At 58.8% G+C, this 24,840-nt stretch carries 20 protein-coding genes; all 20 read right to left on the bottom strand.

Features of this window, described 5'->3' with window-relative positions; all coding sequences use genetic code 11:
• Positions 1–357: an Hpt domain-containing protein gene (locus ACW55A_RS11195; RefSeq protein ID WP_003370135.1), complete on the bottom strand. Its 357-nt coding sequence runs from the start codon at positions 355–357 to the stop codon at positions 1–3.
• A 34-nt stretch (positions 358–391) separates the two neighbouring features.
• Positions 392–2,098: a fused response regulator/phosphatase gene (locus tag ACW55A_RS11200; protein ID WP_003370133.1), complete on the bottom strand. Its 1,707-nt coding sequence runs from the start codon at positions 2,096–2,098 to the stop codon at positions 392–394.
• Entirely contained in the window at positions 2,058–2,405 is a 348-nt protein-coding gene (locus ACW55A_RS11205; RefSeq protein ID WP_003370131.1) for an STAS domain-containing protein, read from the bottom strand. Before ACW55A_RS11205 ends, ACW55A_RS11200 begins: the two co-directional genes overlap by 41 nt.
• A gap of 83 nt (positions 2,406–2,488) precedes the next feature.
• A complete protein-coding gene (gene fliJ / locus ACW55A_RS11210) occupies positions 2,489–2,938 on the bottom strand; it encodes a flagellar export protein FliJ (protein WP_498811274.1) in 450 nt (149 codons plus the stop codon).
• Between the two features lie 6 nt (positions 2,939–2,944).
• Entirely contained in the window at positions 2,945–4,303 is a 1,359-nt protein-coding gene (gene fliI / locus ACW55A_RS11215) for a flagellar protein export ATPase FliI (protein WP_003370128.1), read from the bottom strand.
• Positions 4,293–5,111 (bottom strand): flagellar assembly protein FliH, encoded by an 819-nt coding sequence (fliH, locus tag ACW55A_RS11220; protein WP_044309029.1) that lies wholly within the window; start codon positions 5,109–5,111, stop codon positions 4,293–4,295. The genes fliI and fliH overlap by 11 nt, the downstream gene beginning before the upstream one ends.
• A 15-nt stretch (positions 5,112–5,126) precedes the next feature.
• The gene (fliG, locus tag ACW55A_RS11225; protein WP_003316807.1) at positions 5,127–6,143 is read right to left on the bottom strand and encodes a flagellar motor switch protein FliG; all 1,017 of its coding nucleotides are present in this window, start codon (positions 6,141–6,143) and stop codon (positions 5,127–5,129) included.
• The gene (gene fliF, locus ACW55A_RS11230) at positions 6,136–7,920 is read right to left on the bottom strand and encodes a flagellar basal-body MS-ring/collar protein FliF (RefSeq protein WP_003436100.1); all 1,785 of its coding nucleotides are present in this window, start codon (positions 7,918–7,920) and stop codon (positions 6,136–6,138) included. The genes fliG and fliF overlap by 8 nt, the downstream gene beginning before the upstream one ends.
• A gap of 15 nt (positions 7,921–7,935) precedes the next feature.
• A complete protein-coding gene (gene fliE / locus ACW55A_RS11235; RefSeq protein ID WP_002554293.1) occupies positions 7,936–8,265 on the bottom strand; it encodes a flagellar hook-basal body complex protein FliE in 330 nt (109 codons plus the stop codon).
• A gap of 243 nt (positions 8,266–8,508) precedes the next feature.
• Positions 8,509–9,924, bottom strand: a complete 1,416-nt coding sequence (locus ACW55A_RS11240; protein ID WP_498811273.1) for a sigma-54-dependent transcriptional regulator — start codon at positions 9,922–9,924, stop codon at positions 8,509–8,511.
• The gene (locus ACW55A_RS11245; protein ID WP_003370117.1) at positions 9,924–11,138 is read right to left on the bottom strand and encodes a sensor histidine kinase; all 1,215 of its coding nucleotides are present in this window, start codon (positions 11,136–11,138) and stop codon (positions 9,924–9,926) included. The genes ACW55A_RS11240 and ACW55A_RS11245 overlap by 1 nt, the downstream gene beginning before the upstream one ends.
• A gap of 122 nt (positions 11,139–11,260) precedes the next feature.
• A complete protein-coding gene (fleQ, locus tag ACW55A_RS11250) occupies positions 11,261–12,736 on the bottom strand; it encodes a transcriptional regulator FleQ (protein ID WP_003316803.1) in 1,476 nt (491 codons plus the stop codon).
• Between the two features lie 177 nt (positions 12,737–12,913).
• Positions 12,914–13,210 (bottom strand): flagellar protein FliT, encoded by a 297-nt coding sequence (fliT, locus tag ACW55A_RS11255; protein ID WP_003370114.1) that lies wholly within the window; start codon positions 13,208–13,210, stop codon positions 12,914–12,916.
• A 24-nt stretch (positions 13,211–13,234) separates the two neighbouring features.
• Positions 13,235–13,624, bottom strand: a complete 390-nt coding sequence (gene fliS, locus ACW55A_RS11260; RefSeq protein WP_003370112.1) for a flagellar export chaperone FliS — start codon at positions 13,622–13,624, stop codon at positions 13,235–13,237.
• Between the two features lie 124 nt (positions 13,625–13,748).
• Complete coding sequence (gene fliD, locus ACW55A_RS11265) at positions 13,749–15,200, bottom strand: flagellar filament capping protein FliD (RefSeq protein ID WP_100073003.1); 1,452 nt, start codon at positions 15,198–15,200, stop codon at positions 13,749–13,751.
• An 83-nt stretch (positions 15,201–15,283) separates the two neighbouring features.
• Positions 15,284–15,676, bottom strand: a complete 393-nt coding sequence (locus ACW55A_RS11270; protein WP_003370107.1) for a flagellar protein FlaG — start codon at positions 15,674–15,676, stop codon at positions 15,284–15,286.
• A 72-nt stretch (positions 15,677–15,748) separates the two neighbouring features.
• Positions 15,749–16,597 (bottom strand): flagellin domain-containing protein, encoded by an 849-nt coding sequence (locus tag ACW55A_RS11275; RefSeq protein ID WP_044309033.1) that lies wholly within the window; start codon positions 16,595–16,597, stop codon positions 15,749–15,751.
• A gap of 328 nt (positions 16,598–16,925) precedes the next feature.
• Positions 16,926–17,852, bottom strand: a complete 927-nt coding sequence (locus ACW55A_RS11280) for a ketoacyl-ACP synthase III (protein WP_003436094.1) — start codon at positions 17,850–17,852, stop codon at positions 16,926–16,928.
• A 307-nt stretch (positions 17,853–18,159) separates the two neighbouring features.
• Complete coding sequence (locus ACW55A_RS11285; protein WP_455808192.1) at positions 18,160–21,066, bottom strand: TIGR00180 family glycosyltransferase; 2,907 nt, start codon at positions 21,064–21,066, stop codon at positions 18,160–18,162.
• A 114-nt stretch (positions 21,067–21,180) separates the two neighbouring features.
• Positions 21,181–24,753: a glycosyltransferase gene (locus ACW55A_RS11290; protein ID WP_498811272.1), complete on the bottom strand. Its 3,573-nt coding sequence runs from the start codon at positions 24,751–24,753 to the stop codon at positions 21,181–21,183.
• Positions 24,754–24,840: the final 87 nt, after the last annotated feature.

The following is a 24,840-nucleotide window of genomic DNA, read 5'->3' on the forward strand; positions in this document are numbered from 1 at the left end:
TCAGCTGACGAACAGCTGCCGCTCGGAATTGAACAACCCGCGAATCGTCATGTATTCACTGTCGATCGTGCCAATCAATTCTGCCAGACCTGCGAACTGCTGCTGGCGGGCTTGCTCCTCGAGCTGGCGACATAGCTCGGAAAGCTGCAAGGCGCCCATGTTGCTGCTGCTGCCCTTGAAACTGTGAGCGTTAAGGCTCAGTTCCTGGAAATCAGGATTGCGCGACCCGACAGCCAGACGCAACTGCGCGATACGCTGCTCGGAATCCTTGAGAAAAACATCCAGCAAGGTTGGATATTCGTCCTCCATGACCTCCTGCAAGGCAGTCAAAACGCTGTAATCCAGATGAATCGACACTTGTTCACTCCTTGATCAAGACTCCAGGCGGGGATTATGCCACTCCCTCCCAGCAAAATTCCACGCAGGCGGTCCTGCCATCCCTGGACCACCTGGCCTCGCGACTCAATTCACAGACCAGATGCAGCCCGCGACCATATAGTTCATTGCTGGCAGGCGTCAGCGTCCGGGTCTTTTCCACATCGAAACCCTGGCCGCTATCCTCGACACTGAGGGTCAGCCGACCGCCCTGCTCGACCGCTTCGACCTGCAGGCTCACCCGGATGAAGCCTGACTGCAGCCTGTCGAGACGCTCTGCCCGCTGCTGATAATAGAGCGCGAACCCCGTTGCATCGTGCTTGAGCGCCGAATCCAACCCTAGCACACCGTGCTCCAGCGCATTGCTGTACAGCTCGCCGAGCACCATGTGCAGTGCGGCACCCTGATCACGCAGGCCATGTACCTCCAGCAGCAATTGCAGGACATAAGGCAGAGGGTTGAAACGCTTGAGCGTCGAGGCACGAAACTCGAAACTGGCCGACCAGTCCAGCGGGCTGGAGGCGCCGCTGTCCGAATACATCATGACAGGCAAATTTTCCAGCGGCGCCTCGACAGCGCTGACCTCCAGCAGGCTGACATCGTCACGCGCCTTGCCGCCAAACTCGTTGAGCGCCACGAGGATCTCCTCGATCAGCAAGTGCGGCTCGCGATTGGCAGACAGAACCTGTCGCAGACGTTGCGCGCCGAACAGCTCTTCCTGACTGTTACTGGTATCAAGCACGCCGTCGGACAGCAGAAATATGCGGTCACCCGGCGCCAACGGATACACATCGGTGCGCGCGTCGAAGGCATCGACGCTCAATACGCCCAATGGCAGATGATTCGAGGCCAGCGGCACATGCTCGCCCTGCGCGCCGCGCAACAGGTAGCCGTCGGGCAGGCCACCGCTCCAGACCTCGACCTGCCGCTGCGGCAGATTGATACACAGCAGCGTCGCACAACAAAACATATCGACCGGGAGGATGCGTTTGAGCTTGGCGTTCATTTCACGGAGGATTTCAACCAGGCCATAGCCCTTGGCCGTCATGCCGTAGAACACTTCTGCAAGTGGCATCGCACCCACCGCAGCCGGCAAGCCATGTCCGGTGAAATCCCCGAGCAGCACCTGCATGTGCCCGGCAGGTGTGTAGGCGGCCAGCATCAGGTCGCCGTTGAACAGTGCGTAGGGGGACTGCAGGTAGCGGATATTGCTCGCCCCCAGGCAACCGGCGTGGGCGATCTGATCGAACACCGCCTTGGCGACACGCTGCTCATTGAGCAGATACTCATGGTGCCTGGCGATCTGGTCACGTTGCTGGCGGACAGTTTCGTGCAATACCCGCAGACGGTTCATGGCGTTGAGCTTGGCGGCCAGTACCAGCGGGTTGTAAGGCTTGGACATGAAATCGTCGCCACCGGCGTCCAGGCAACGTGCAAGCGCTTCGCCTTCGGTGAGCGAGGTCAGGAAGATGATCGGCACCAGCGATTCGCCGGTCAATGCCTTGATCCTTCGCGCCGCTTCGAAGCCATCCATGACCGGCATCATGGCGTCCATCAGAATCAACTGCGGGCTTTCAGCCTTGAAGATGGCGACCGCTTCGACACCGTTGGCAGCGCTAAGAACCCGGTGCCCCTGCCGCGCTACGATAGTTGAAAGCAGAAGCCGGTCACTGGCGCTGTCGTCAGCGATCAGAATGCACAGTTTTTTCAGGGCTGGTTGCACTGGGTATGCTCAATTCGAACAGCTTCGAGAAATTGGAAATGGCCAGAATCTTCAGCACATCGGGCGTGCAGTTGACCAGGCGCACCAATGCCTTGTCACCCCCGGCGTGATCGCGCAGCAGTAACAGCATCCCCAGCGCAGAGCTGTCCAGGTAATGAGTACCGCGCAGGTCGACCACGTAATTCAGCGACTGCGGATAGTCCTCATAGGCAGCGCGAAACGCCTGATGGGAATTGAAATCGAAGCGTCCTTCGATAAAAAGGGTCAGCGTCTGGCCATCGGCAGAACGTTCGGAAGTGACAGTCATGGGAACCTCGAGGTGTTTCATCACCGAGACATTGATAGCGTAGACCAGCCAGAGAGATCACTGCGGTCTGATTGAGTCAAACGTCAGAATTGTTCATGGCGCGGCAGGCGCTGCGATAACTCGTCGAGCAGTTTCTGCTCGCGCTTGTCCTCCAGCCTGCGCGCCTCGTCCATGTAGCGCTGCACCAGCTTGCGCAAGCCCTCTACCCGCGCGTAGCAATCCTGCCAGGCGCTGCGCGCCCGATCCAGATTGGCTTTGTGCCATTCGAGACTTTTGTATTGCTGGGCAACGGCGACATCGAGCTGACTGAGAAAGCGCTGATAACCCAGCAGCCATTGCCCGGAAACCCCGGCACTGCCGCGCTGCAACCATTGCTGCTGATAATCCTGGCGAAACTGGTCAAGCTCCTGCAGCTTGTTGTTGGCAAGGTTGACCTGCCCCTGGAAGTGCCCAAGGCGCTGGGCGGCGGTTCGCTCGGCAGCTTCTGCCATCTCGACCACTGGCGCCAGACGCGCCGCTCGACACTGGGCCATGGATTATCAGCCGCCAGGCGCTGGTGCGAAGATCGACGCCAGCGCCTCGCTGCTGCCTTGTATGCTTTCGTTGTCACGCAGACCCTGACGCTGGTAGCGCACCAGTACCGGATGCAGCGCAATGGCCATGTCCGTTTCGCGATCGCCGCCTGCTACATAGGCCCCCACGCTGATGAGGTCGCGAGTCTGCTGATAGCGTGACCACAACTGTTTGAAATGCTGCGCACGCGCCATGTGCTCGGGGCTGACCACGGCGGGCATGACCCGGCTGATGGACGCTTCGATGTCGATGGCCGGGTAATGCCCCTCTTCGGCCAGGCGCCGGGACAACACGATGTGACCGTCGAGTACGCCACGCGCCGAGTCGGCAATCGGGTCCTGCTGGTCATCACCCTCCGACAGCACCGTGTAAAACGCGGTGATCGAACCACCACCCGCCTCGGCATTGCCGGCGCGTTCTACCAGTTTGGGCAAGCGGGCGAACACCGAAGGCGGATAGCCCTTGGTGGCCGGCGGCTCGCCAATGGCCAGTGCGATTTCCCGCTGAGCCTGAGCAAAACGGGTCAGGGAGTCCATCAGCAACAGGACATTCTTGCCCTTGTCACGAAAGTATTCGGCGATTCGCGTGCAATACATCGCTGCCCGCAAGCGCATCAGAGGCGCGTCATCGGCTGGCGAGGCGACCACCACCGAACGTTTCAGGCCCTCTTCGCCGAGAATGTGCTCGATGAACTCCTTGACCTCACGGCCCCGCTCACCGATCAGGCCGACGACGATGATGTCCGCCTCGGTGAAGCGCGTCATCATGCCGAGCAGCACACTCTTGCCCACGCCCGTACCGGCAAACAGCCCGAGACGCTGACCGCGGCCAACCGTCAATAAACCGTTGATGCAGCGAATGCCGACATCCAGTGGCTGGCTGATGGGGTCGCGCTTGAGCGGGTTGATGGTCGGGCCATCCATCGGCACCCAGTCTTCGGCCTTGATCGGCGAGCGACCATCCAGCGGGCGACCGGCACCATCAAGCACCCGGCCCAGCATGCTCATGCCCATCGGCAGGCGACCGGTGTCGGCCAGCGGCACGACCCGCGCGCCAGGCGCGATGCCCGCCACGCTGCCGACCGGCATCAGAAACACCTTGCTACCGGAAAAACCCATCACTTCGGCTTCGACTTCAACCGGATGATGGCTGTCGTCATTGATGACCACACAGCGGCTACCCATTGCCGCACGCAGCCCCTCAGCCTCAAGCGTCAGGCCTACCATGCGCAGCAGGCGGCCTTCCACTACGGGTTGGGCAGGCAAACTGATCGACTCGGCATAGGAACCGAGGCGCTTGGCGAAACTGGTGCGTTCAAGGCGCATCGAGGGTATCCGCGTCGGATTCGTCAACATTGGCTGCATTGCCTGGCGAGGCATCCAGATCGACGCTCAGATCGGCTGCCGCAGGATGGGTTACCTGTTCATGCAACTGGTCGTGCATCTTGGAAATTGCCAGGGCGATGCGTGTTTCGACGCTGGCATCGATGCGGCTATGCTCGGTTTCGATACGGCAACCGCCCGGCAGCAAGTCTTCGTCTTCGACGATCTTCCACGACTCCTCATGACGTTCGCGCATGGCCTTGACCAGCAGAAAGTCCTGAGGGTTTATGAAAATTCGCACATTCTGCGCGCCCATCGGTAATAGCTTGAGGGCATCGCGCAGGACGCTGGCAATCTGCGCAGAATCTGTGACCAGTTCACGCTGGATAACCTGACGCGCGATGTGCTCGACCAGGAGAATGACGGCCTTTTCGATCTGAGTGTCCTGCTCGGCGATGGGTGTCAGCAGGTTACCCATCAGCTGTTCCAGGCTGGCGACTTTTGCCGCAAGAACGACCTCCGCTTCCTGACGCACTTTTAGCTGAGTACTGTGAAAACCTTCCTTTTCACCGGTGGCGAAGCCTTCGTTCCAGGCCTCCTGGCGAATACTTTCCAGCTCTTCCAGGGTCAGTGGCTGGACTTCCTCCAGCGGTACTTCTTCCATCTCGGCCGGTTCGTCAACCAGCTCGGGCTCCGGTTCTGGTTCTGGCTCCACGTGCGGATCGAAGCTGGGCAGCGCCCAGATGTCGAGTAACCCGGCGTCCTTGGCGCGAATGAGGTCGCTGGCCGATTCTTTATTGGAACTGGACATGAGTCGGCTGAATCCTTAGATCATTTCCTCGCCACCCTTGCCACCGAGTACGATCTCGCCGGCCTCGGCCATACGACGCGCAATGGTGAGGATTTCTTTCTGGGCGGTTTCCACATCGCTGACACGCACCGGACCTTTTGCTTCCAGGTCGTCGCGGAGCAGCTCGGAGGCACGCTTGGACATGTTCTTGAAGATTTTTTCCTTGATTGCTTCGTCGGAGCCCTTGAGCGCCAGTACCAGCACGTCCGAGGATACTTCGCGCAGCAGCGCCTGGATACCGCGATCGTCCACGTCGGAAAGATTGTTGAAGACGAACATGAGGTCTTCGATCTGCACCGACAGGTCTTCGTCGACCTCGCGGATCGAGTCCATGAGCGAACCTTCGATCGAGCTGTCGAGAAAGTTCATGATATCGGCCGCACGCTTGATACCGCCCAGTGTGGTACGCGACGTGTTGGCGTTACCGGAGAACTGCTTCTCGAGAATCTGGTTCAATTCCTTGAGAGCCGCTGGCTGTACGGTGTTGAGCGAAGACACGCGCAGGATGATATCGAGGCGCACCTTGTGATCGAAATGCCCAAGCACCTCGCCCGCCTGGTCGGCATCAAGATAGGCGACCACGATGGCCTGAATCTGCGGGTGCTCGAAACGGATCACGTCGGCGACCGCACGCGGCTCCATCCACTTGAGGCTGTCCAGGCCGCTGGTATTGCCACCCAGCAGAATCCGGTCGATCAGGCCGTTGGCCTTGTCCTCGCCCAGTGCCTGGGTCAGCATCTTGCGGATATAGCCGTCGGAACCGACGCCAAGGCTGGTCTGATCGCCGACGATGTCGACGAATTCGCTCATGACCTCTTCGACCTGCTCGCGATGCACGTTGCGCATCTGCGCCATCGCCACACCCACTTTCTGGACTTCCTTGGGGCCCATGTGCCGGAGCACCTGAGCCGCATCGGTTTCGCCCAGCGAGAGCAACAGTACAGCCGCTTTTTCAACTTTGGAGAGTTTGGCTACCATGGCTCGTTCATTCATCAGTGTTGATCCACTCTTTCACAACCTGAGCCACACGGCCAGGATCCTCAGCCACCAAACTCTTGATTGCATTCAGCTGTGCGTCATAGCCTTCGGTCGGGCTTGGCAGCAGAATGCTCTGCGGGCCACCCAGACTTACGCGATCGTTGGACAATTCGCCGTCCAGACCGCCCATGCCACCCAGTTCGGCGTCGCCGCCGAAACCTGCCAGTTCCTTGCGCTTGCCATTGGTGATGTTGTTCAACACCGGGCGCAGTACACCGAACACCAGGATCAGGATGAAGATCACGCCAACAGCCTGCTTGACGATGTCCCAGAACCAGGGTTGCGAATAGAACGACGCTTCAGGCAGCACTTCAGCGCGTTCGCTGGAGAACGGCACGTTGATCACGCTGACGCTGTCGCCGCGGCTGGCGTCGAAACCGACGGCATCCTGTACCAGCCGTGTGAAGCGAGCGAGATCCGCCGCGCTCCATGGAGCACGGGTGACTTCGCCATTGGCCGCGTTGGTCTTGACCATGTCATCGACCACTACCGCAACCGAAAGGCGGGTCAGACGGCCCTGCTGCTGCTTGGTGTGACTGATGGAACGGTCAAGCTCGAAGTTCTTGGTCGACTGCACGCGCTTGTCGGCCGGGTATGGTGCCAACGCGGGCTGACCGGTTGCCGGGTCCATGATCTGCTGACCATTGGCATCCAGCAGGGGTTGGCCTGGAGCGATAGGGCCGGCTGCACCGGCTGCGCCACCGCCTGCAGTCTGCGGAGCCGTCGCCGGGCCGGGCGGCTGATTGCTCAGCGCCCCCGGAACGCCGCCCGAGCTTGAGCTGCTGGAACGTTGTTCATTGACCGACTGCTCGCTGCGCAAGGCAGGTTGATCAGGGTTGAAGCTTTCGGCGGTCGATTCGACAGCGCTGAAATCAACCACTGCCGAGACCTCGGCCTTATAGCGGTCATTGCCCAGAATCGGCTGCAGAATGTTCTGCACGCGCTGGGTGAGCATGCTTTCCATGCGACGGCTGTAGTCGAATTGCTTGCCGGCCATGGTCAGCTCGGAGTTTTCCGCCTGATCGGAAAGCAGAGCCCCCTTCTGGTCAACGACGGTAATCTGCGACTTGCTCAGCTCGGGAACACTGGTGGCCACCAGATTGATGATGGCCATGACCTGACTCGGCTCCAGCGAACGACCGGCGTACAGCTCGACCAGTACCGAAGCGCTTGGCTTGCGGTCATCACGGACGAATACCGAGCTTTTCGGAATCGCCAGGTGCACGCGGGCACCCTTGACGTTGTTCAACGCAGAAATGGTACGCGCCAGCTCGCCTTCCAGGCCACGACGATAACGCGTGGCTTCCATGAACTGACTGGTGCCCAGCCCCTGATCCTTGTCGAGGATTTCGAAACCGATGTTGGCGTCGTTCTGTACCACACCCGCCTGAGCCAGTTGAATGCGCGCACGCTGCACATCATCGGACTTCACCAACAGCGCACCGGAGTTCGGCTCGACGGTGTAGTTGATGTTCGCTGCAGTCAGGGTGTCCATGATCTGCTTGCTGTCCATGCCCGCCAGACTGCCATAAAGCGGACGATAGTCAGGCTGCTGGGACCAGAGCACCACGGCGAAGCCGATGGCCACGCTCGCGGCAAGACCGACCATGAGGCCGATCTGACGCAGCATGGTCATTTCGGAAAGATTTTCCAGAAAAGACATACCGAACAACGGTTTTCTTTCGGAAGCGCCCGCTCTTGCAGGAACGGTATCGGCAGCTGCTTCAGCCATGACTCAGTACGTCCCTTAAACCGGCATCTGCATGATGTCTTGGTAAGCTTGAACCAGCTTGTTACGTACCTGGGTCAACGCCTGAAAAGACACGCTGGCTTTCTGCGACGAAATCATGACGTCGGTCAGATCCACGCCGCTCTTGCCGATTTCGAATGCATTGGCCAACTGGCTGGAAGCCTGCTGGGTCTGCGCGACCTTGTTGACGGCCTGACCAAGCATGTCAGCGAAGCTGCTGGCACCGGCTTCCTGCGCACCGGACACGGGCTTGGGCGCAGACATCGCGTCCATCTGCATGGCCCGCATATCCAACATCAAGCGATTAAATTCAACACCTTGGCTCATGGACATATCTCTCGTAAGGCCCGCAAATTTTTGACACTGATTCAGCGGGTACAGAAGGTATAGCAACAACGATGCCAGCTAGATGGCGGCTATTTGCCACACCAGATGAGTGCATCATGTCGCTTGACACGAGGTCGCGCCGGACCGCCCGTATTCACGGGGCGCCGGGTTTAATTTCAGGCTTGCATCACAGCAAAAATATTCAGGGACCGCCGATCGGGAACGGCAATCACTGTGCGTTGCTCATGTGGCAAACAGATAGGCCTCCACATCCATTCCGGCGTCACGCATCTGCGCCAGCTTGTAACGCAATGTACGCGGGCTGATACCCAGGCGTTCCGCAGCCTCCTTGCGACGTCCCCGCTCAGAACGCAGGGTGTCGATGATCATTTGAAACTCGTGACGCCTGAGGTCATCGCCCAGCGCGCCGACCGATTCCGGACTGACGCCGGCACCTACATTATCCGCCACGACAGTGCCAGTCACAGCCGCTGCCGCCTCGACAGGCGCAGCAACAGGCAGGCTGGTGACCGGCCCGGACAGACAGAAATCCTGCGCCTGAATCACCCCGCCCTGCTGCAGAATCAAGGCCCGCTGCACGGCGTTATCCAGCTCCCGGACATTTCCGGGCCATGGATAGCTCACCAGACACTGTTGCGCTTCGGCGGAAAGACGCACCGGCGCATGCTTCATTTTATTGACGTGCTTGGCCAGAAGCCGATCGGCCAATGGCAGAATATCGGCAGTCCTTTGACGCAACGCCTGCCATGCCAGTGGAAATACCGACAGGCGATAAAACAGATCTTCACGAAAACGCCCCGCCGCCACCTCACCCGCCAGATCGCGGTTGGTGGTCGCCACGACGCGAATGTCCAGAAGGATCGGTTTGCGCGCACCGACGCGCTCGACTTCGCGTTCCTGCAACACACGCAGCAATTTGGCTTGCAGCCCCAGAGGCATTTCGGAAATCTCGTCCAGCAGGATTGTCCCGCCGTCCGCCTGCTCGAACTTGCCAGCCTGCGCCGCAATGGCGCCGGTAAACGAACCCTTTTCATGGCCGAATAACGTGGCTTCCAGCATATTGTCCGGAATCGCTGCACAGTTGATCGCAATAAAAGGTTTATCGGCACGGGGCGAGTTTTGATGAATGAAACGCGCCAAAACCTCTTTACCGGTCCCGGACTCGCCGGAGATCAGCACGGTGGAATCGCTTTTCGCCACGCGGCTGGCCAGGTTCAGCAACTGGATACTGGCGGGCTCGACAGCAATCGGCCCATCGCGCTCGGCAGGCTCCAGACGACCCAGTGCGTGCCGCCCAACCAGCGCGATCAGCGCCTTGGGCTCGAAGGGCTTGACCAGGTAATCCGCAGCCCCCTGGCGCATGGCCTCGACCGCGCGCTCGACTGCGCCATGCGCAGTCATCAGCAGCACCGGCAATTGCGGATGCCGGCTGCGCAACAGACTCAGCAACTGGTGACCGTCCATGCCCGGCATGTTGACGTCACTGATCACCAGACTGAAGGGCCGCGCCTCGGCGGCCACCAGCGCCTCTTCGGCGGAACCGACGGCCTGATAGCCATAACCGGCCAGCTCGAGGGTTTCCCCAAGCGCTTCGCGGAGCGAACGGTCATCCTCGACCAGCAGCACATTGATCGGCATCAGTTATTACCTGTCGAACTGGAAGCCGGGATCAATGGCAGACTGATAATGGCGCAGGTACCACGGCCAACCCGCGACAAATAATGCACGCGCCCCTGATGCGCACGCGACACCGCAGTTACCACGGCCAGACCAAGCCCTGTGCCGGTGGTCTTGGTGGTAAAGAACGGCTCACCGATGCGAGCCAGACCGGCCTTGTCAATGCCGCTGCCGTTATCGCTGAAGCAGATCCGCAGCACATTGCCGCGACTGTAGGCGTGAATCTTCAGCAGTGTCCGGCCAGCGCTGGCCTGGACAGCGTTTTCAATCAGATTGAGCAGTGCGCCGACCAATGTGTCGCGATTGCACAGCAGCTCGCCATCGATGCTGTCGCACTGCCAGCGTACCGAAACGCCCTGAACATGCGTCGCAGCAGCATTTTGCAGCGCCTGAAACAGAGCACCAGGCGCCAGACGATCCGTCAACGGCAGCTCGCCCCGGGCGAACACCAGCATGTCGCGAACCTGATGCTCCAGCTCATGCAAACGATCCTTGAGCCGCGCGGCGAAACGCTGCTGGGTTTCCACCGGAAGTTCCTGCTCGGTCAAATGGCTGGCGTAGATCATGGCAGCGGATAACGGTGTACGAATCTGATGCGCCAGAGAAGCGACCATACGGCCCAGTGACGACAGGCGCTCGTGACGAGCCAGCTGTTCCTGAAGATGACGGGTTTCGGTCAGGTCATTGAGCAGCACCAGCTGCCCTGGCTCGGCATCCAGCGAACGCGTGGCAATGGAAAGCCTGCGGCCATCCTTGAGCGAGACTTCGTGGCCATCATCTTCACGGGGTGCAAAACAGCGGCTGATCACATGACGCCAGAGCATGCCCAACAGCGGCTGCCCAAGCAGATCGATGGCCGCCGGATTGGCTTCGCGCACGACGCCCATGCCATCAATGACGATCACCCCACCGGGCAGCAGATCGAGCAGATTCTGCAGTCGGTTGGCCAGGCGTTCTTTTTCCGCCAGTTCCTGAAGGCGCTGGGCACCGGCATGAGCCAGTTCGCCCTTGAGCTCGGTGACGCGCGCTTCAAGCAAGCCGTAGGAGTCGGTCAGTTGCGCCGACATTTGATTGAACAGCGAGAATGCCTGCTCAAGCCCCTGACGACTTTCCAGTTCCGGGGAGTACTGAGCCTGAACAGATAGGGCGGAAGTCAGTTGGGCGGCCTGGGACATGATTCATCTCTCTCGTGGCGAACCGTCAGTAAACGGTGTGTTAAGAGAGACTTAGCAATCCCCGTGCCTAAAAAAAACCCCTGAAAAATCAGGGGCTTGGTTTTTGGCACAAAAAACCGGCGTCAATCATCTGCCTGTTCATCGCCCTCACGACGACTCATACCGTACTTGCGCATCTTCTCGACCAGCGTGGTCCGACGAATGCGCAGGCGCTCAGCAGCGCGAGCAACGATACCGTTGGCATCGTCCAGCGCCTGCTGAATAAGGCCCTGCTCCAGACCACCGAGGTAGTCTTTCAGATCGAGCCCTTCAGGCGGCAGCATCGCGCCGGAAGCGAAGTTCGGCGTATTGCTGTTGATCGCCACACGCTCTTCGATCTCGCTGCGCATGCTGTCGACCATCTGCTCGTCTTCGTCGTCGACGTAGCGAAACTTCTTTGGCAGCTCGGCTACACCAATCACACCATACGGATGCATGATCGCCATGCGCTCGACCAGGTTGGCCAGCTCACGGACGTTGCCCGGCCAGGCATGGCGACACAGCGACATGATGGCTGCGGAGTTGAAGCGAATCGAACCGCGCTTCTCGTGCTCCATACGCGAAATCAATTCGTTCATAAGCAGCGGGATGTCTTCGACACGCTCACGCAACGGCGCCATCTCGATCGGGAACACGTTGAGACGGTAGTAAAGATCTTCGCGGAAGCTGCCCAGCTCGATCATGGTCTCGAGATTCTTGTGCGTTGCGGCGATGATGCGCACATCGATGCTCTGCGTCTTGTTGCTGCCCACACGCTCGAACGTGCGCTCCTGCAAGACGCGCAGCAGCTTGACCTGCATCGGCAGCGGCATGTCGCCGATTTCGTCAAGGAACAAGGTGCCGCCGTTGGCCAGCTCGAAGCGGCCGGCACGGCTGGTGATCGCGCCGGTAAACGCGCCCTTCTCGTGTCCGAACAGCTCGCTTTCGAGCAGTTCGGCCGGAATGGCACCGCAGTTGACCGGCACGAACGGCGCATCTCGGCGCTTGGAGTGGTAGTGCAGGTTACGCGCAACCACTTCCTTGCCCGTCCCCGACTCACCAAGGATCAGTACGCTGGCGTCGGTGTCAGCGACCTGCTGCATCATCTGCCGCACGTGCTGAATCGCGCGACTGGTACCTACCAGACTGCGGAACAGGTTCGGTTCACGATGACGGCCGCGCTCGCGAGCCTGGTCGTACATCTCGCGGTAGACCTGGGCACGGTGCAGCGAATCGAGCAGTTTGCTGTAGCTGGGTGGCATTTCGAGTGCGGAGAGCACTCGCCTGCGCAAATCCTCGGGCAATTCGACAGAGGAATTTTCACTCATCAGCAGCACAGGAAGGAACTCATCCCATGCCGCGATGGTCTTAAGGAGCCCTTGCAGGCTGCCCGGCGCGTTTACGCTGCCGACCAGTACGCACAGTACTTCTCGTGGAGACGCCAGAGAGCCGACCACCTGCTGCCAGTCCTGACTGGAACAGGAGAGATTTTCTTCGCCAAGAAAATTCAGGATCACCGCCAGATCCCGGCGGCGCTGGCTATCGTCATCGATTAGCAGAATCTTGATTTCACGCCACATGCAATAGCAACTTCCCTAGTCAACTCAATGCCCATGATTGGGGGGCAGCTTGGCTTCTCAGATGTATAAACCTTGAGACGCCAGAAAATAGTAAACATCACTAGTTAAGTCAAAAAAACGAACACAGTCAAATTTATGGCGAAATTCTTGTCGAACAATAAAAATGACAATTAAACATTAACCGAACAGATGGTATACCTTCGTAGCACTCTTCGCATTCTGGATTTGAGTCATTTCTTCGACAACCGCTTGACGCTCGCCAGTGGCAACATCAATCAATTGCCGATAGACCCCCAATAACTCCTCAAGGTTGCTGCGCAGAGCAGGTTCGTCATCGGGCGCTTCGCTCACCACCGCGTCGACACACTCGCGACACGCCAGATCAAGCTTGACGATAGCCTCCCAGTCACGCTCGGCCAGTGCCCCTACCAAGGCTTCCCGGGTTTCTTCGATACGCTTGAGCGCAGCACTCATTTTTATTCTCCTCGGAACAGCGGGTTATTGCATGGTACCGATTGCATCCCAGCCTTCCTTGACGGTGATCAACAGGCCAGCGACTTCATCGAGTATCTTCTGATCATTGCGAGCGTTGGCTTCCGCCAGGCGCGTCATCATGTAGTGATACAGGCTGTCCTGCCTGAGCAGCGTGTCACTGGGTGAATTTTCCAGATCCAGCCCCTCACGCAGACCGCCCACAATGTCGATGGCCTTGCTGATGAGTACGCCCTTGTTGGCGACGTCCCTGCGCGCCATGGCGCCCTTGGCCTGAGCGATGCGGTCGAGGCCACCTTCCATCAACATTTGCACCAGACGATGAGGGCTGGCCTCTGAGGTCTGGGCCTGGGAGCCGATCTTCTGATACTGCCGCAACGCTAACATCGGATTCATAAGGGGCCTCGTAACAAATCCAGAATACTGATACTCAAGCTATCGACGCAGTGCGCAGAAACTTTAGCCCAAAAGCAGAAACCCGACACAGAGTCGGGTTGCTGATACTTCCACACTCGTTTTTTTACGAGGCGTTTTTCTGGGCGTTCATCGCTTCAAAAATCGAAGTAATGCTTGAAGCTGTCGCCTTTAACTGCCCGACGACCAGGTCCATCGCGTTGTATTTCTTGGTGAGGGTTTCCGTCAACGTGGTAATACGACGGTTGAGCGCCTCTTGATCACTGGCCAGTCGCGTCTGCACTTTATTGAGGCTGGAGGTCTTGCCAGCCAGAACGCCGTCGGCTTTCGTGTAAGGTTCAAGCGCAGTGTTCAGGCGTGCGATCAAGCCACCCGAAGTCGTGCCGTCAGCGCTGGTCACACCGGTGAACATCGCCTGAATCTGGCTGCCCAGCTTCTTGTCGCTCAACGCTGTAGTCAATTCGGTGGTGTTCAACGACAACTTGCCGTCAGCCTGCTGAGTCTTGATCCCCAATTGCGCCAGGGAACTCAAACCGGCATTCGACGTGGCAGTGGAAATCTGGTCGCGTATCGTTGCCAACAGCGCACGCGGGGTGGAGTCGCCAGTCAATGCAGCGGCAGTGTATTTACCATCACTGTCGACAGTGCCCTTGGTCAACGAGGACACCAGTGAAACCAGCGTGTTGTAAGAGTCGACAAACGACTGCAATGAGGTTTTCAGACCATCGGTGTTGGTGGCGACCGTGACTGTGGTCGATGCCGAAGGATCAGAAGACGCGCTGGGCGCGACCAATTCGAATGTCAGACCGGAAATCGCCGTGCTCACGGTATTGGTCTTGCTGGTCAGACTCAGGCCATCGACCGTGAATGCGGCGTCCTTGGCGACAGCGGTAATCGCACCAGCGCCGGTACTGGATTCACTCATCAACTTGGTGCCATCGATGTTAAGTGCTTCCTGGCCGGAAGCACCCGTCACCGAAATGTCACTGCCCTTGCCGGTGGTCGTCGAACTGAACACCAGCCTGGAACCGTTGCTGTCGTTGATGATGTTGGCGGTGATGCCTTTACCCTGCAGAGTCGAGTTGATCTTGTCGCGCACTTCCTGCAGCGTCGAGGTCTTGTCGATCGCCACGTTGTAATCAGTGCCATTTTGAGTGATTTTCAGCGTACCACTCGGAATAGCACTCGACTGCGTCGAGTCCAGCGCGGCGGTAGCCACCTTCGAAGGTGTTGCCAGCTGGCTTATGTTAATCGCGTAGGAGCCGTTGACTGCCGTGTTGCCCGCTGTGGCCTTGACCACCGACTCATTGGCAGACGTGGCAGCAAAGCCCTGGAAGGCAGGCGTGGTGGAGCTGGCCAGGGTATCCAGTGTTTTCTGGAACGCAGCCAGTGCAGACGTCAACTGACTGACACCCGACAGGGATGCAGTCGTGGAGGCGCTCTGCTTGTCGATCTGGTTTTGCTTGGGCGCTTTTTCAGCACCGACAAGACCTTCGACGATGCTGGAAATTGCCAGCCCCGAACCCAGGCCTGTTGTAGAGGTAATCGGACTTGCCATGGTGCTTCTCCCTTCAAGAATGCCGCGGGGCTCGCCGCCCTTTCAAAAGGCGAATGACCCGGCAACACATACCGTACCGGCGATCAGGCCTTGGCGCGGAACAACAAACTGTTCGCATCACTCAGGCTATCGGCCAGCTTCAGGATTTCTGCATTGGGAATCTGTCGTACTACTTCACCGGAATCGCTTGCAATCACTTTGACAATGACTTTGCCAGAATCTTCGTCGATCGAAAACTCGAGATTGCGCTTGACCTCGTGAAAGAACTTCTGGATGTCCTCGGCGGCTGCCTTGACTTTGGCATCGTCCTTGGAATCATCCTTGTGCAGACCGGAGCCTTTACTTTCAGCCGTGGCGGCAACACGCTCGACGGGTGCCTTATCGGCAGGCTTGTCAACGGACGCGTCTGGCACAGGGGCCTGACTCGTCGGTTGAACGGCCGGATAAGTCACGTTCAACTTCACACTCATATCCATGACCATCACCTCAGAAAGTAAAAAAGCGAGAGAGCACCGTTAAGTACTCCCCCGCTAAAACTCACGCTGATATTACTGAAGCAGTTTCAGTACAGCGGATGGCAGCTGGTTAGCCTGAGCCAGAACAGAGGTGGAAGCCTGTTGCAGAGTCTGTTGCTTGGTCAGCTGTGCAGTTTCAGCAGCGAAGTCGGTATCCTGGATACGACCCAGTGCAGCACTGGCGTTTTCGTTGATGTTCTGCAGGTTGGAGATGGTGCTGGTCAGACGGTTTTGTGCAGCACCGAGATCAGAACGCGTGTTGTTGATGGTCTGCAGAGCCGAGTCGATAGCGGCCATTGCAGCAGAGAAGTTGGTCTCTGCAGCAGCACTGTCGGAACCGACGATGGTGATTGCCGAACCGACACCCAGGGTGTTTGCGTCAAAGCTGGCGCTCAGAGTCAGAGTGATCTGGTTCGAGGCGCCGGAGTTGGAGCCAACCTGGAAAGTCATGGTGCTGGCAGAACCGTCGATCAGGTTTTTGCCGTTCAGGTTGGTACTCTGAGCGATACGGGTCAGTTCCGAACTCATCTGAGTGAATTCTTTGTTCAGCGCAACGCGGTCAGTGTCGCTGTTGCTGTCGTTTCGCGACTGAACAGCCAGTTCACGCATACGTTGCAGAATGTTGGTCGACTCTTGCAGCGCGCCTTCAGCGGTCTGAGCAATGGACATACCGTCGTTGGCGTTTTTGATCGCCATGGTCTGACCTTTGATCTGCGAGTTGATCTTGGTGGCGATGTTCAGGCCAGCAGCGTCGTCTTTGGCGCTGTTGATTTTCAGACCGGAAGACAGACGAGTCATCGAGGTCGAAAGGGCGTCGGAAGCGCGACCCAGGTTCTTCTGGACGTTCAACGATGCTACGTTGGTGTTTACTGTTAAAGCCATGATGAATTCCTCGTTGGTTTGGTACTACGTGGCTTCCGGCCCCTGCAAGCGCCGGGTGTGCCTAGAGAACCTTCGTAATAGTTATCGTCGCGATGGCAGGTTGCTTGAGTGTTTTTTTTTAATATTTTGCCATCACCGTGACACCCCTTATAAAACAAGGGTTTGGGGGCATAAACCTGCGACGCAACAGAGAGAAATTCATGACAGTCAGAAGTGGCGACAGGTGAGCGCGTTGTGCCACGAAGTTAAAAGTGTGACGTGGATCACTATTTAATTTAAAAACGCCTGGGGATTTATCCGCAGGCGTTCTTTGTCAGGCGAAGTGAACTCAGCCTTTATAGATAATTGCAGAGCCCCAGGAAAGCCCCACACCAAAACCACTCAAGGCGACGCGCGTCCATGAAGAGCCGAGCACGTGCTTTTCGATCAGCAACGGAATGCTGGATGACACGGTATTGCCGGTTTCGACCATGTCCTTGAGAAACTTCTCGGGCTTGTCTTCGAAGCGCCGCGCGACCGCATCGACGATCGCCGCACTGCCCTGGTGAATACAGAAGGCATCGATGTCGTCGGGGGTCAAATCAGACTCGGCCAATAGCTCGTGCAGATGCGCTGGCACTTTCAACAGTGCGAAGTTGAACACCTGGCGACCGTTCATGAAGAAAATGCCGTTGCTGACCTTGAGATGTGGCGCACCGGAACCATCGGTACCGAATTTCGCCTTGCCCAGCTGCCATTCGGCCCCCTCGCCCATCCAGGTGGCCGTCGCAGCATCACCGAACAGCATGGTGGTATTGCGGTCTTCCGGGTCGACAATTTTCGAGTACGGATCGGCAGTGATCAACAGGCCGTTTTTCAAGCCTGCCGCTTCCATGAAGCCCTTGATCGCATAAATGCCGTACACATAGCCGGAACAGCCCAGCGAAATGTCGAATGCAGCAACGTTGGTCGACAGCCCCAGCTTGTCCTGAACGATGGCCGCGGTGTGCGGCAGCCCTTCCTCGTCGCCATTCTGGGTGACGACGATCAGCACATCGATACTTTCGCGCTTGAGCTGCGGGTTATTGGCAAACAGCGTATTGGCTGCCTCAACGCACAGATCCGAGGTTTCCTGGCCGGCGTCTTTGCGCGGCAGAAAGGTGGAGCCGATCTTCCCAAGGATGAATTCTTCATCCTTGCCGAATTTGGCGCCTTGAGCGTAGTTATCGACACCTGCAACAGGCACGTAACTCGCTATGCTTTTAATGCCAATCATCATGGCTTCCCGATGAGTAAACAGGTCATTTTTCGTCCCGATGAAATCGGAGCGCTACCGAATAGGGGTGATTTACGGACATTTTCAGGGCGCTTGGCAGGTTAAAGCAAGTCAGGCGCATGTCGCTCCCTGTAAAACAATACAGTGGAGATGCACGTTATGACCCGCAGGTCACTCCCGTCTGCATGCTTTACGATAATTTGCGTCGAGGGAACAGGCACTTGATCCTTGCCGACTGCTCTCTGCGAGGAAGCCTTCAAGGCAGCGAACCGGCCGCGAAGCAGCCGGTTTTACGAGGGCGGACGACTCAGCCGGCCAGAGTGAAACCCTTGCCGTCAAGATCCAGATTGGCGTTGTAGGCCTCATCCTGTGCGAACTGCGCTGACCACTTGTCCATCAATGCTTCGCGCGCCTGCTGCGGGGCATGCACCACCCCGGAATGCACCACCTGCACATGCGGCGTCCATACCGTCAGGTAGCCGGCCTGTGCAGCCTTGAGGCAAAGGTCGACATCGGCAAGCGCTTCGGCGAATAGATCTTCATCCAGACCGCCCACAGCGTTGTACAGCTCCTTGGCAATCATCAGGCAGGCCGATGACACGGCAGAGTAGTTCTGCTCGACCACCAGGCGCTGCATGTAGCCGGTGGCGGTCTTCGGCTCGCCGACAAACCCCGAACCCACGCCGCCATTCAGTCCCAGCACCAGACCGGCCTGAGTCACTGCGCCTTCGCCATTCACCAGCTTGGCGCCTACTACGCCCACTTCCGGGCGCTGCGCCTGGTTGAGCAGTGATTCGATCCAGCCGACATTGACGATCTGACTTTCGGCATCCAGCAGGATCAGGTATTCGCCACCGGCTTCCTGGCTGATCAGATTGCGCAGGGCCGCAGGGCTCATGCGCTGTTCGGCACGGAACACCCGCACGCGACCCGACACCTGCTCCTGCCGGTCAAGCCAGGTCGACAGTTCGGCAGAGGTGCTGGCGTTGTCACCGATCAGCACTTCATAACGCTGATAGCGGGTGCGTTGCAGAATGCTTTGCAGGCAGCGCTGCAATTCGGGCAGGTTGTCCTGGCTGTGCAGCAGGATCGAAACCACCGGCCGATGGGCGTGGCGATAATCGATCTTGTAGGTGCCAGGCTGCGCCGAGCTGACTTCCGCCTGATAACCGCGCTTGCCAAGATGGCGCTTGAGCGCTTTCTGTTCGTCCGGATTGTCTTTCAGTTCGGGCGCATCACAGATCAGCAACGGTTCGCTGAGATGGGCCAGGCCGCTCATGCCGCCCTGCTCGATCAGACGCAGCAACAGATCGAATTCCAGCGCCTCGGGAAACTCGCGCGAGTAACCACCCGCCTCGACCAGCAACTCACGGCGCACCAGCCAGTGACGAGCCATCAATGCCGGCAGGCTTTGCAGCAGATCAAGGTTGAAGCCGGGACGGAACACCGGGGTCAGTGTGCCATTGGCTTGACGCTGAATCTCGTCCACGGCAACAGCCCGGCATTGCGCCGCATCGATCAGCTCGGCGCTGGCCAGCAGCAGACCGCTGCGGGTGAACTCTTCGCCGGCCCGTGCCAGCATCAGCCAGTCGCTGGGTGACTGCTTGACGACCTGGTTGATCTTGTCGACGTAGTTGCTTTCGGTGACTTTCACAAAGTGCAGGGTATTGTGCAGCGTGGTCACCGCTGGCAATTCCCCGGTGGTGAACACCACCACCCTGAAGGCCTTGTAGTGACTGTTGATCAGGCTGTCGAACGTGGCCTGCAGCTTGAAGACGTCCGCGTCCAGGTCCAGCAGCAAGATACCGATCTGCGACCCGGCCGGTTTGCTGGCGAGCCTGTCGCTGATCTGCTTGAGGGCCTCAGGCGCCGGATCGCGCGAATCAAGCCAGTTGAGCAGTCGACCGGAAGCCATGCCATCGAACAGCCGACCGTTGTCGAAACCGGATGCCGCCTGCAGACGCTGGCTCCAGGCCGAAACCATTTCGATCTGCTTTTCACTGTCCTTGCCTTTGCCGCTGATCAACTCCGCGATCAGGCTCTGCACGACACCCAGGTTAAAAGCGTAGGTTTCGTAGGCATACCACAGGCGGCTGATGCGCGCTTCAGCATCCGGGTTGCTCTGCTCGCGCAACAATTCAGCCTGCTTGAGCAGCACCGCTTCCAGCCCTTCCAGCTGCAAACGACCCGCTGGCATGATGTGGATCAGGAATTCGATTTTGGCCAGCTCATCGAACAACGCCTGGTTGTAGAACGGCATTTCGACAAACTGACGAGGCTCGAACAGCGCGTCCGATTGCTCAAGGCCGACATTCCACACCGCGCTGATGATTTTCTCATCGCCCTGGAAAGCCTGGGTCTTAAGGCATTCGCCCATGACTGCAAGGCCAGCCTGGATCTTTTGCAGGCCCTGTGCGCCTTCGAAGCCCGAGCCTTCGCCGAGCAGCGCGACCAGTTTTTCGGCGAATGCGTCGCGGGCGGCCCTGGCTTTGGGATCAGTGTGTCTGACGGCTGCGGCAATGGCGGTGCCGTGACGTAGCTCGACCTGCTTGCCCGAGGTGAAGTGCAGTGCATAAGGGATTGGCAGGATGCGCAGGCGGGCCGCAGCAACCAGGTAGTTCATGTGGCCGATTTCCTGCCAGTGCGGCTCGGTGTCATCGGCAACCGAGGTGAACCACTGCTGCGCCAGTTCCGTGCGCGTCACTGCGCTGAGCAGCGACAGACTTTCGCTCATGAAACCCAGAACCCGCTCGCCCGCATCATCTGCGGCATAGTCTTCGCAGGTTTTGCGATCGCGGCGGAAATAATCCACCTGACCGACCTGCGCCTGATAGCTCAGGCTGTAGCCCTGACAGGCACCGTAGGTCGGGTTGGCCTCAAGAAAGCTCAGCGCTGCGCGCAGTGCATCAGGCAGCAAAAAACTGTCGACCGGAGCCTGGACCACGAAGGGTGTGGCCACCTGTTTGAGCCCCTCTGCGACCCTGACGCCAAGGCTGGCATTGACCAGCGCGTCACTCTGCAGGTAATGCAAGCCAGCGCTCGCGGCAATTTCCGCATCAGGCTGGGCCGATGCATCGACCACTACCAGGTTGCACGGAAACTCGCTGTAATACTTCAAGGCGCGGCGCAGGAAGTCTGGCTGGTCCCTGGCCATCAACAGCAGGGTCAGACGCTGATTCAAAGCGTTATGTTCATTTCCCGAATGGCTTTGCATGGTCTTTCCTTATAACGAATCGATTGCGCCTTCAACCGCAGCGGGCGTTGAAGCAAGAGCGTAGCGTGACCGCGCCGGCAGGCAACCTGCTGGTGCGTGTTCAAACGGATCGGATCAGTCCGGCAACCAGCCGTTGGCCCAATATTGCAGGTTTTCGCCGCGCAACATGAAGTCGCGCAGTACTGTCTCGCGCAACTCGTCACCCATGCGGTAGCTGGCATTGGGGTCGGACAAGTGCATGCGGATTGCCTGCAACCATTCATCCGAGCTGTTGGTATACACACGGGTCGCTGGCAGATGGCCCCGATACGCTTCGGTGTCGGAACAGATCACCGGGTAGCCACAGGCGCCGTACTCAAGCAACCTGAGGTTACTTTTGCAGTCATTGAAAATATGGAATTCCAGCGGCGCCAGTGCCAGATCAAGGTTCAGGCTGGCGAGCTTGGCCGGGTAGGTTTTCAGGCTGACCCCCGGATGGAACTCATGGATGTAGGGCTTGAGCAGGTCCGGGCACATGCCGAAGAATACCCACTCGACTTCATCAGCCAGTTCGCGCACCACATCGACAATCAGCTCCAGGTCCCCGCGATGGCTGGTTCCGCCGCCCCAGCCGATACGCGGCTTGTCGGAGCTGCGACGCTGGCTCCTGAGATTGCTCCACAAATGCGTCGCCAGCATGTTCGGCACGACGCGAATATCGCTGTGCATGCCCGACAACGCCTCGGCCAGCGGGTGAGTCGAGACCACCACGCGATCACACAGACCTATGCCCTTGCGCAGCATGGCGCCGATATTGTCCGGCATGTTGCGCTTGTGCTCATTGCGCTCGGGGACATCGGCGATGTAGTCATCGAGCTCGAAAATACGCATGGCATTGGAGTAGTTCTTTGCCAGCTCGATGTCCGGGACCTTGGCTTCTGTGTACCGGCCCTGAAAGACGATGACATCTGGCGACTGGCGCTCGATTTCGACGGGCGTTGCGGTCTCGTAAGTCATACGGCCAACCACCCGCCCGGCCGCCATCAACTCCAGCAGAGGCTGGCTGACCCGGTAGTGACCCACCGCCGAAGAGTTGACCGCCATACCGAAAATGAAAGGCAGATGGCGGGTGCAGAACGGACTCCAGCCCGCCAGCAGACCGGGATCGAGGGTGAACGACAGCGCCTCGTTGAGGTACAGGTTGGGATTGTAGGCCTGATCCCTGGCCATTTTCGGCAGCCACTTCTGAAAGAACGATTTCTGCTCGTCATCGAGCGCCTGGCGAGACGCCTCATTACGTTCAACGGCAGCAGGCTCGGCCAGTACCAGCGATGCATCCGGGGTGCCAACGATCAGGTAACCCTCGCGCCCGACGCGCATGCACAGGTCCAGGTCCTGCAGACCCTGCGTGAAGGTCGCCGCCTCCAGTGCGCCAACAGCGTCGAACACCTCCTTGCGCACCATCAGGCAATTGCCACTGACCGCGCTCCAGTTCTGGGTCAACTGCAGACGCTGCATGTAGCCGCTGGCCCCTGCGGGGAAATTGATGAACGGCCGACCGGCCAGGCCATCCATGCCCATGACCATACCGGCGTACAGAATATTGCCTTGCGGATTAAGGATGCGTGGACCGACGATCCCGACCTCGGGACGCTGGGCATGGTGGATCAGCCCCTGCAGCCAGTCCGCCTGATGGATCAGGGCATAGGCGCTGAGCATCAGCAGATAATCACCACGCGCCTGACCGGCGGCATGATTCTGGGCGGTTGCTTCGCTGCCAGCCTCGGACAGGGAAACAATCCGCAGCTTGTCGCTGCCCAGCTCACTCATCGCCGTGAACCATGCCCGCGCTTCGGCGCTTTCGCTGGCGTTGTCGACGATCAGGACTTCGTAATTCGGGTAGGTGGTGTTGCTGAGCAGACTGTCTATGCAGCGCTCCAGGGCGCCGAGTTGATCCCTGGCGGTGATGATGATCGAGACCAGAGGCAGCGACGGATGAACGTACTCGATGCGATTGAGCAACGGCAACTGATCGTGATGAATGACGTGCTCTCTGCCGATCCGCGACAGGTGGGCCGCAACCAGAGGTTCGCTGTGCTCGATGACACAAGGCAGTGACAGCCAGTCGGCGAATGCCAGACGCGACTCGACCTGCACTTCGGCGATGTGCTCGATGCTCTGCGGCCCTGCCCCCTCGACCAGACGCCAGATCACATCGTGCGGGGCGAGCTCATCGAAGGCCGGATCGAAACCACCCATGTCCAGCAGATTTCGCCGCTCGAACGCCAGCGTGCGCCCGACATAGGGATAGGCACGCAGCAGATCCAGGTTGAAGCCGGGTTTGAAAATAGGCTCTCTGGACTCGTCCTCAACCAGCGCGCCTTCGTCGCTGTAGACACACAGCAGACCGGGAGTCTGGGCAATACGCTCGGCCAGAATCAGCAGCGCCGGCTGCGTCAGCCGGTCACCGGCGCGCAACAGGTAGACCCAGTCGGTACTCTCCAGCAGTGGCAATACTTCGTTCAGTTGCCGAGCCCAGTCCGGCTGCAGAGAAAAACGCAGCACCTGCGGATCGTCGACACTGGCGTTGGTCAGTACCACCACCGAGTCTGCGGCATAGTCCTGTTCGGCCAGGCTGCGCAAGGTGATGTCGAGGGCTTCGGCATCACCCTGCTGATCGATGATCACCGGCACAATACGTGGCTGCCATGCCCAACTCACTATGCGTTGTTCGAGCAGCTTTTTTTGCGGCTCGGAAAACCGGCGGCAGGACAGCCATTCGGCGTACAGTTCGGCATAGCTGTCACTGGCACTGCCGACGCGGCTCATCATCACGCCCTGGCGACCCGCCATCACCCCGTAAAGGCCGACCTCGTCCCACTCGCGCGGCTCTTCGTGCGCGCGGCGCAGAGGCAGAAAACGTACCCAGCCCTGAGCCGGTGCGTCTTCTCCGCTACGCGCCTTGAGCATTTCGTTCAGCCAGCCCCATTCGGTGGTGGCTTTCTGGTACATATCGCCCTGACTGCTGAAGCGCCCCGGGTGCAGGCGTTCGGTACTCTGGATGCTGTGCAGCACAACCAGATTGCCGCGCCGCAGCAGGCAGATGAACAGCGTGAAATCCAGCAGCGCAACGAAGCCCTGCGGCAGCGCAATGGACGGCAGGTATTCCTGCACATCGGCGCGACGCATCATCGCGCCACTGAAACCGCCCAGATAATTGCGCGGCGTGCGCTCGAAAATCGCCAGCATGTCCTCGCCCTTGAACACAGCGTCGTAGGGCACCAGACCAACGTTTTCCATGCGGGCCGGCAGGACATAATCATCGACGTCCACCAGATGGCGTTTGCTGACGACGAGCTGGACATCCTTGTAGGTATCGAGGGTTTGCGCCTGATGCGCAACGCAGTAGTTATAGAGGCGGTCGTCATCGCAGAGAAACTTGATGTATTCGCCGCTCGCCTGCTCCAGACACTTGAGCAGATTGCCCTGAAATCCCAGGCGCTGAGGATTGCGCAGGTAACGGGCCCGGTCGCTGTCGGGAGCTACCAGCTCGTCGAAAATCGCCTTGATCTCGTCGCTACGGCAATCGTCACAGACGATGATTTCGAGATTGTCGTAGACCTGGTCGAGCGCACTTTGCAGCGCTGCGCGGAAGAAGCGCGAATTGAAGGCGGGAATGACAATACTGACGAGGGGGACTGAATTCACTATGACTGACTCGCGAGCGGCTGGGGGCCCTTCAGTCGAGTGGCCCCCCTCACCGCTGAAAAAAGACGGCGGATGCTCAACGTCAGA

The sequence above is a fragment of the Plantibacter cousiniae (nom. nud.) genome (assembly GCF_977070315.1).

What these genes read in the sequence shown, in the direction of transcription:
- fleQ (WP_003316803.1), bottom strand. Translation starts at nt 12,736, where the DNA reads ATGTGGCGTGAAATCAAGATTCTGCTAATCGATGACGATAGCCAGCGC.
- ACW55A_RS11285 (WP_455808192.1), bottom strand. Translation starts at nt 21,066, where the DNA reads ATGCAAAGCCATTCGGGAAATGAACATAACGCTTTGAATCAGCGTCTG.
- fliG (WP_003316807.1), bottom strand. Translation starts at nt 6,143, where the DNA reads ATGAATGAACGAGCCATGGTAGCCAAACTCTCCAAAGTTGAAAAAGCG.
- fliJ (WP_498811274.1), bottom strand. Translation starts at nt 2,938, where the DNA reads ATGGCCCAGTGTCGAGCGGCGCGTCTGGCGCCAGTGGTCGAGATGGCA.
- ACW55A_RS11275 (WP_044309033.1), bottom strand. Translation starts at nt 16,597, where the DNA reads ATGGCTTTAACAGTAAACACCAACGTAGCATCGTTGAACGTCCAGAAG.
- fliH (WP_044309029.1), bottom strand. Translation starts at nt 5,111, where the DNA reads ATGTCCAGTTCCAATAAAGAATCGGCCAGCGACCTCATTCGCGCCAAG.
- fliF (WP_003436100.1), bottom strand. Translation starts at nt 7,920, where the DNA reads ATGGCTGAAGCAGCTGCCGATACCGTTCCTGCAAGAGCGGGCGCTTCC.
- fliS (WP_003370112.1), bottom strand. Translation starts at nt 13,624, where the DNA reads ATGAATCCGATGTTAGCGTTGCGGCAGTATCAGAAGATCGGCTCCCAG.
- fliI (WP_003370128.1), bottom strand. Translation starts at nt 4,303, where the DNA reads ATGCGCCTTGAACGCACCAGTTTCGCCAAGCGCCTCGGTTCCTATGCC.
- fliD (WP_100073003.1), bottom strand. Translation starts at nt 15,200, where the DNA reads ATGGCAAGTCCGATTACCTCTACAACAGGCCTGGGTTCGGGGCTGGCA.
- fliT (WP_003370114.1), bottom strand. Translation starts at nt 13,210, where the DNA reads ATGAGTGCTGCGCTCAAGCGTATCGAAGAAACCCGGGAAGCCTTGGTA.
- ACW55A_RS11245 (WP_003370117.1), bottom strand. Translation starts at nt 11,138, where the DNA reads ATGTCCCAGGCCGCCCAACTGACTTCCGCCCTATCTGTTCAGGCTCAG.
- ACW55A_RS11280 (WP_003436094.1), bottom strand. Translation starts at nt 17,852, where the DNA reads ATGATTGGCATTAAAAGCATAGCGAGTTACGTGCCTGTTGCAGGTGTC.
- fliE (WP_002554293.1), bottom strand. Translation starts at nt 8,265, where the DNA reads ATGAGCCAAGGTGTTGAATTTAATCGCTTGATGTTGGATATGCGGGCC.
- ACW55A_RS11240 (WP_498811273.1), bottom strand. Translation starts at nt 9,924, where the DNA reads ATGCCGATCAATGTGCTGCTGGTCGAGGATGACCGTTCGCTCCGCGAA.
- ACW55A_RS11205 (WP_003370131.1), bottom strand. Translation starts at nt 2,405, where the DNA reads ATGACTGTCACTTCCGAACGTTCTGCCGATGGCCAGACGCTGACCCTT.
- ACW55A_RS11270 (WP_003370107.1), bottom strand. Translation starts at nt 15,676, where the DNA reads ATGGATATGAGTGTGAAGTTGAACGTGACTTATCCGGCCGTTCAACCG.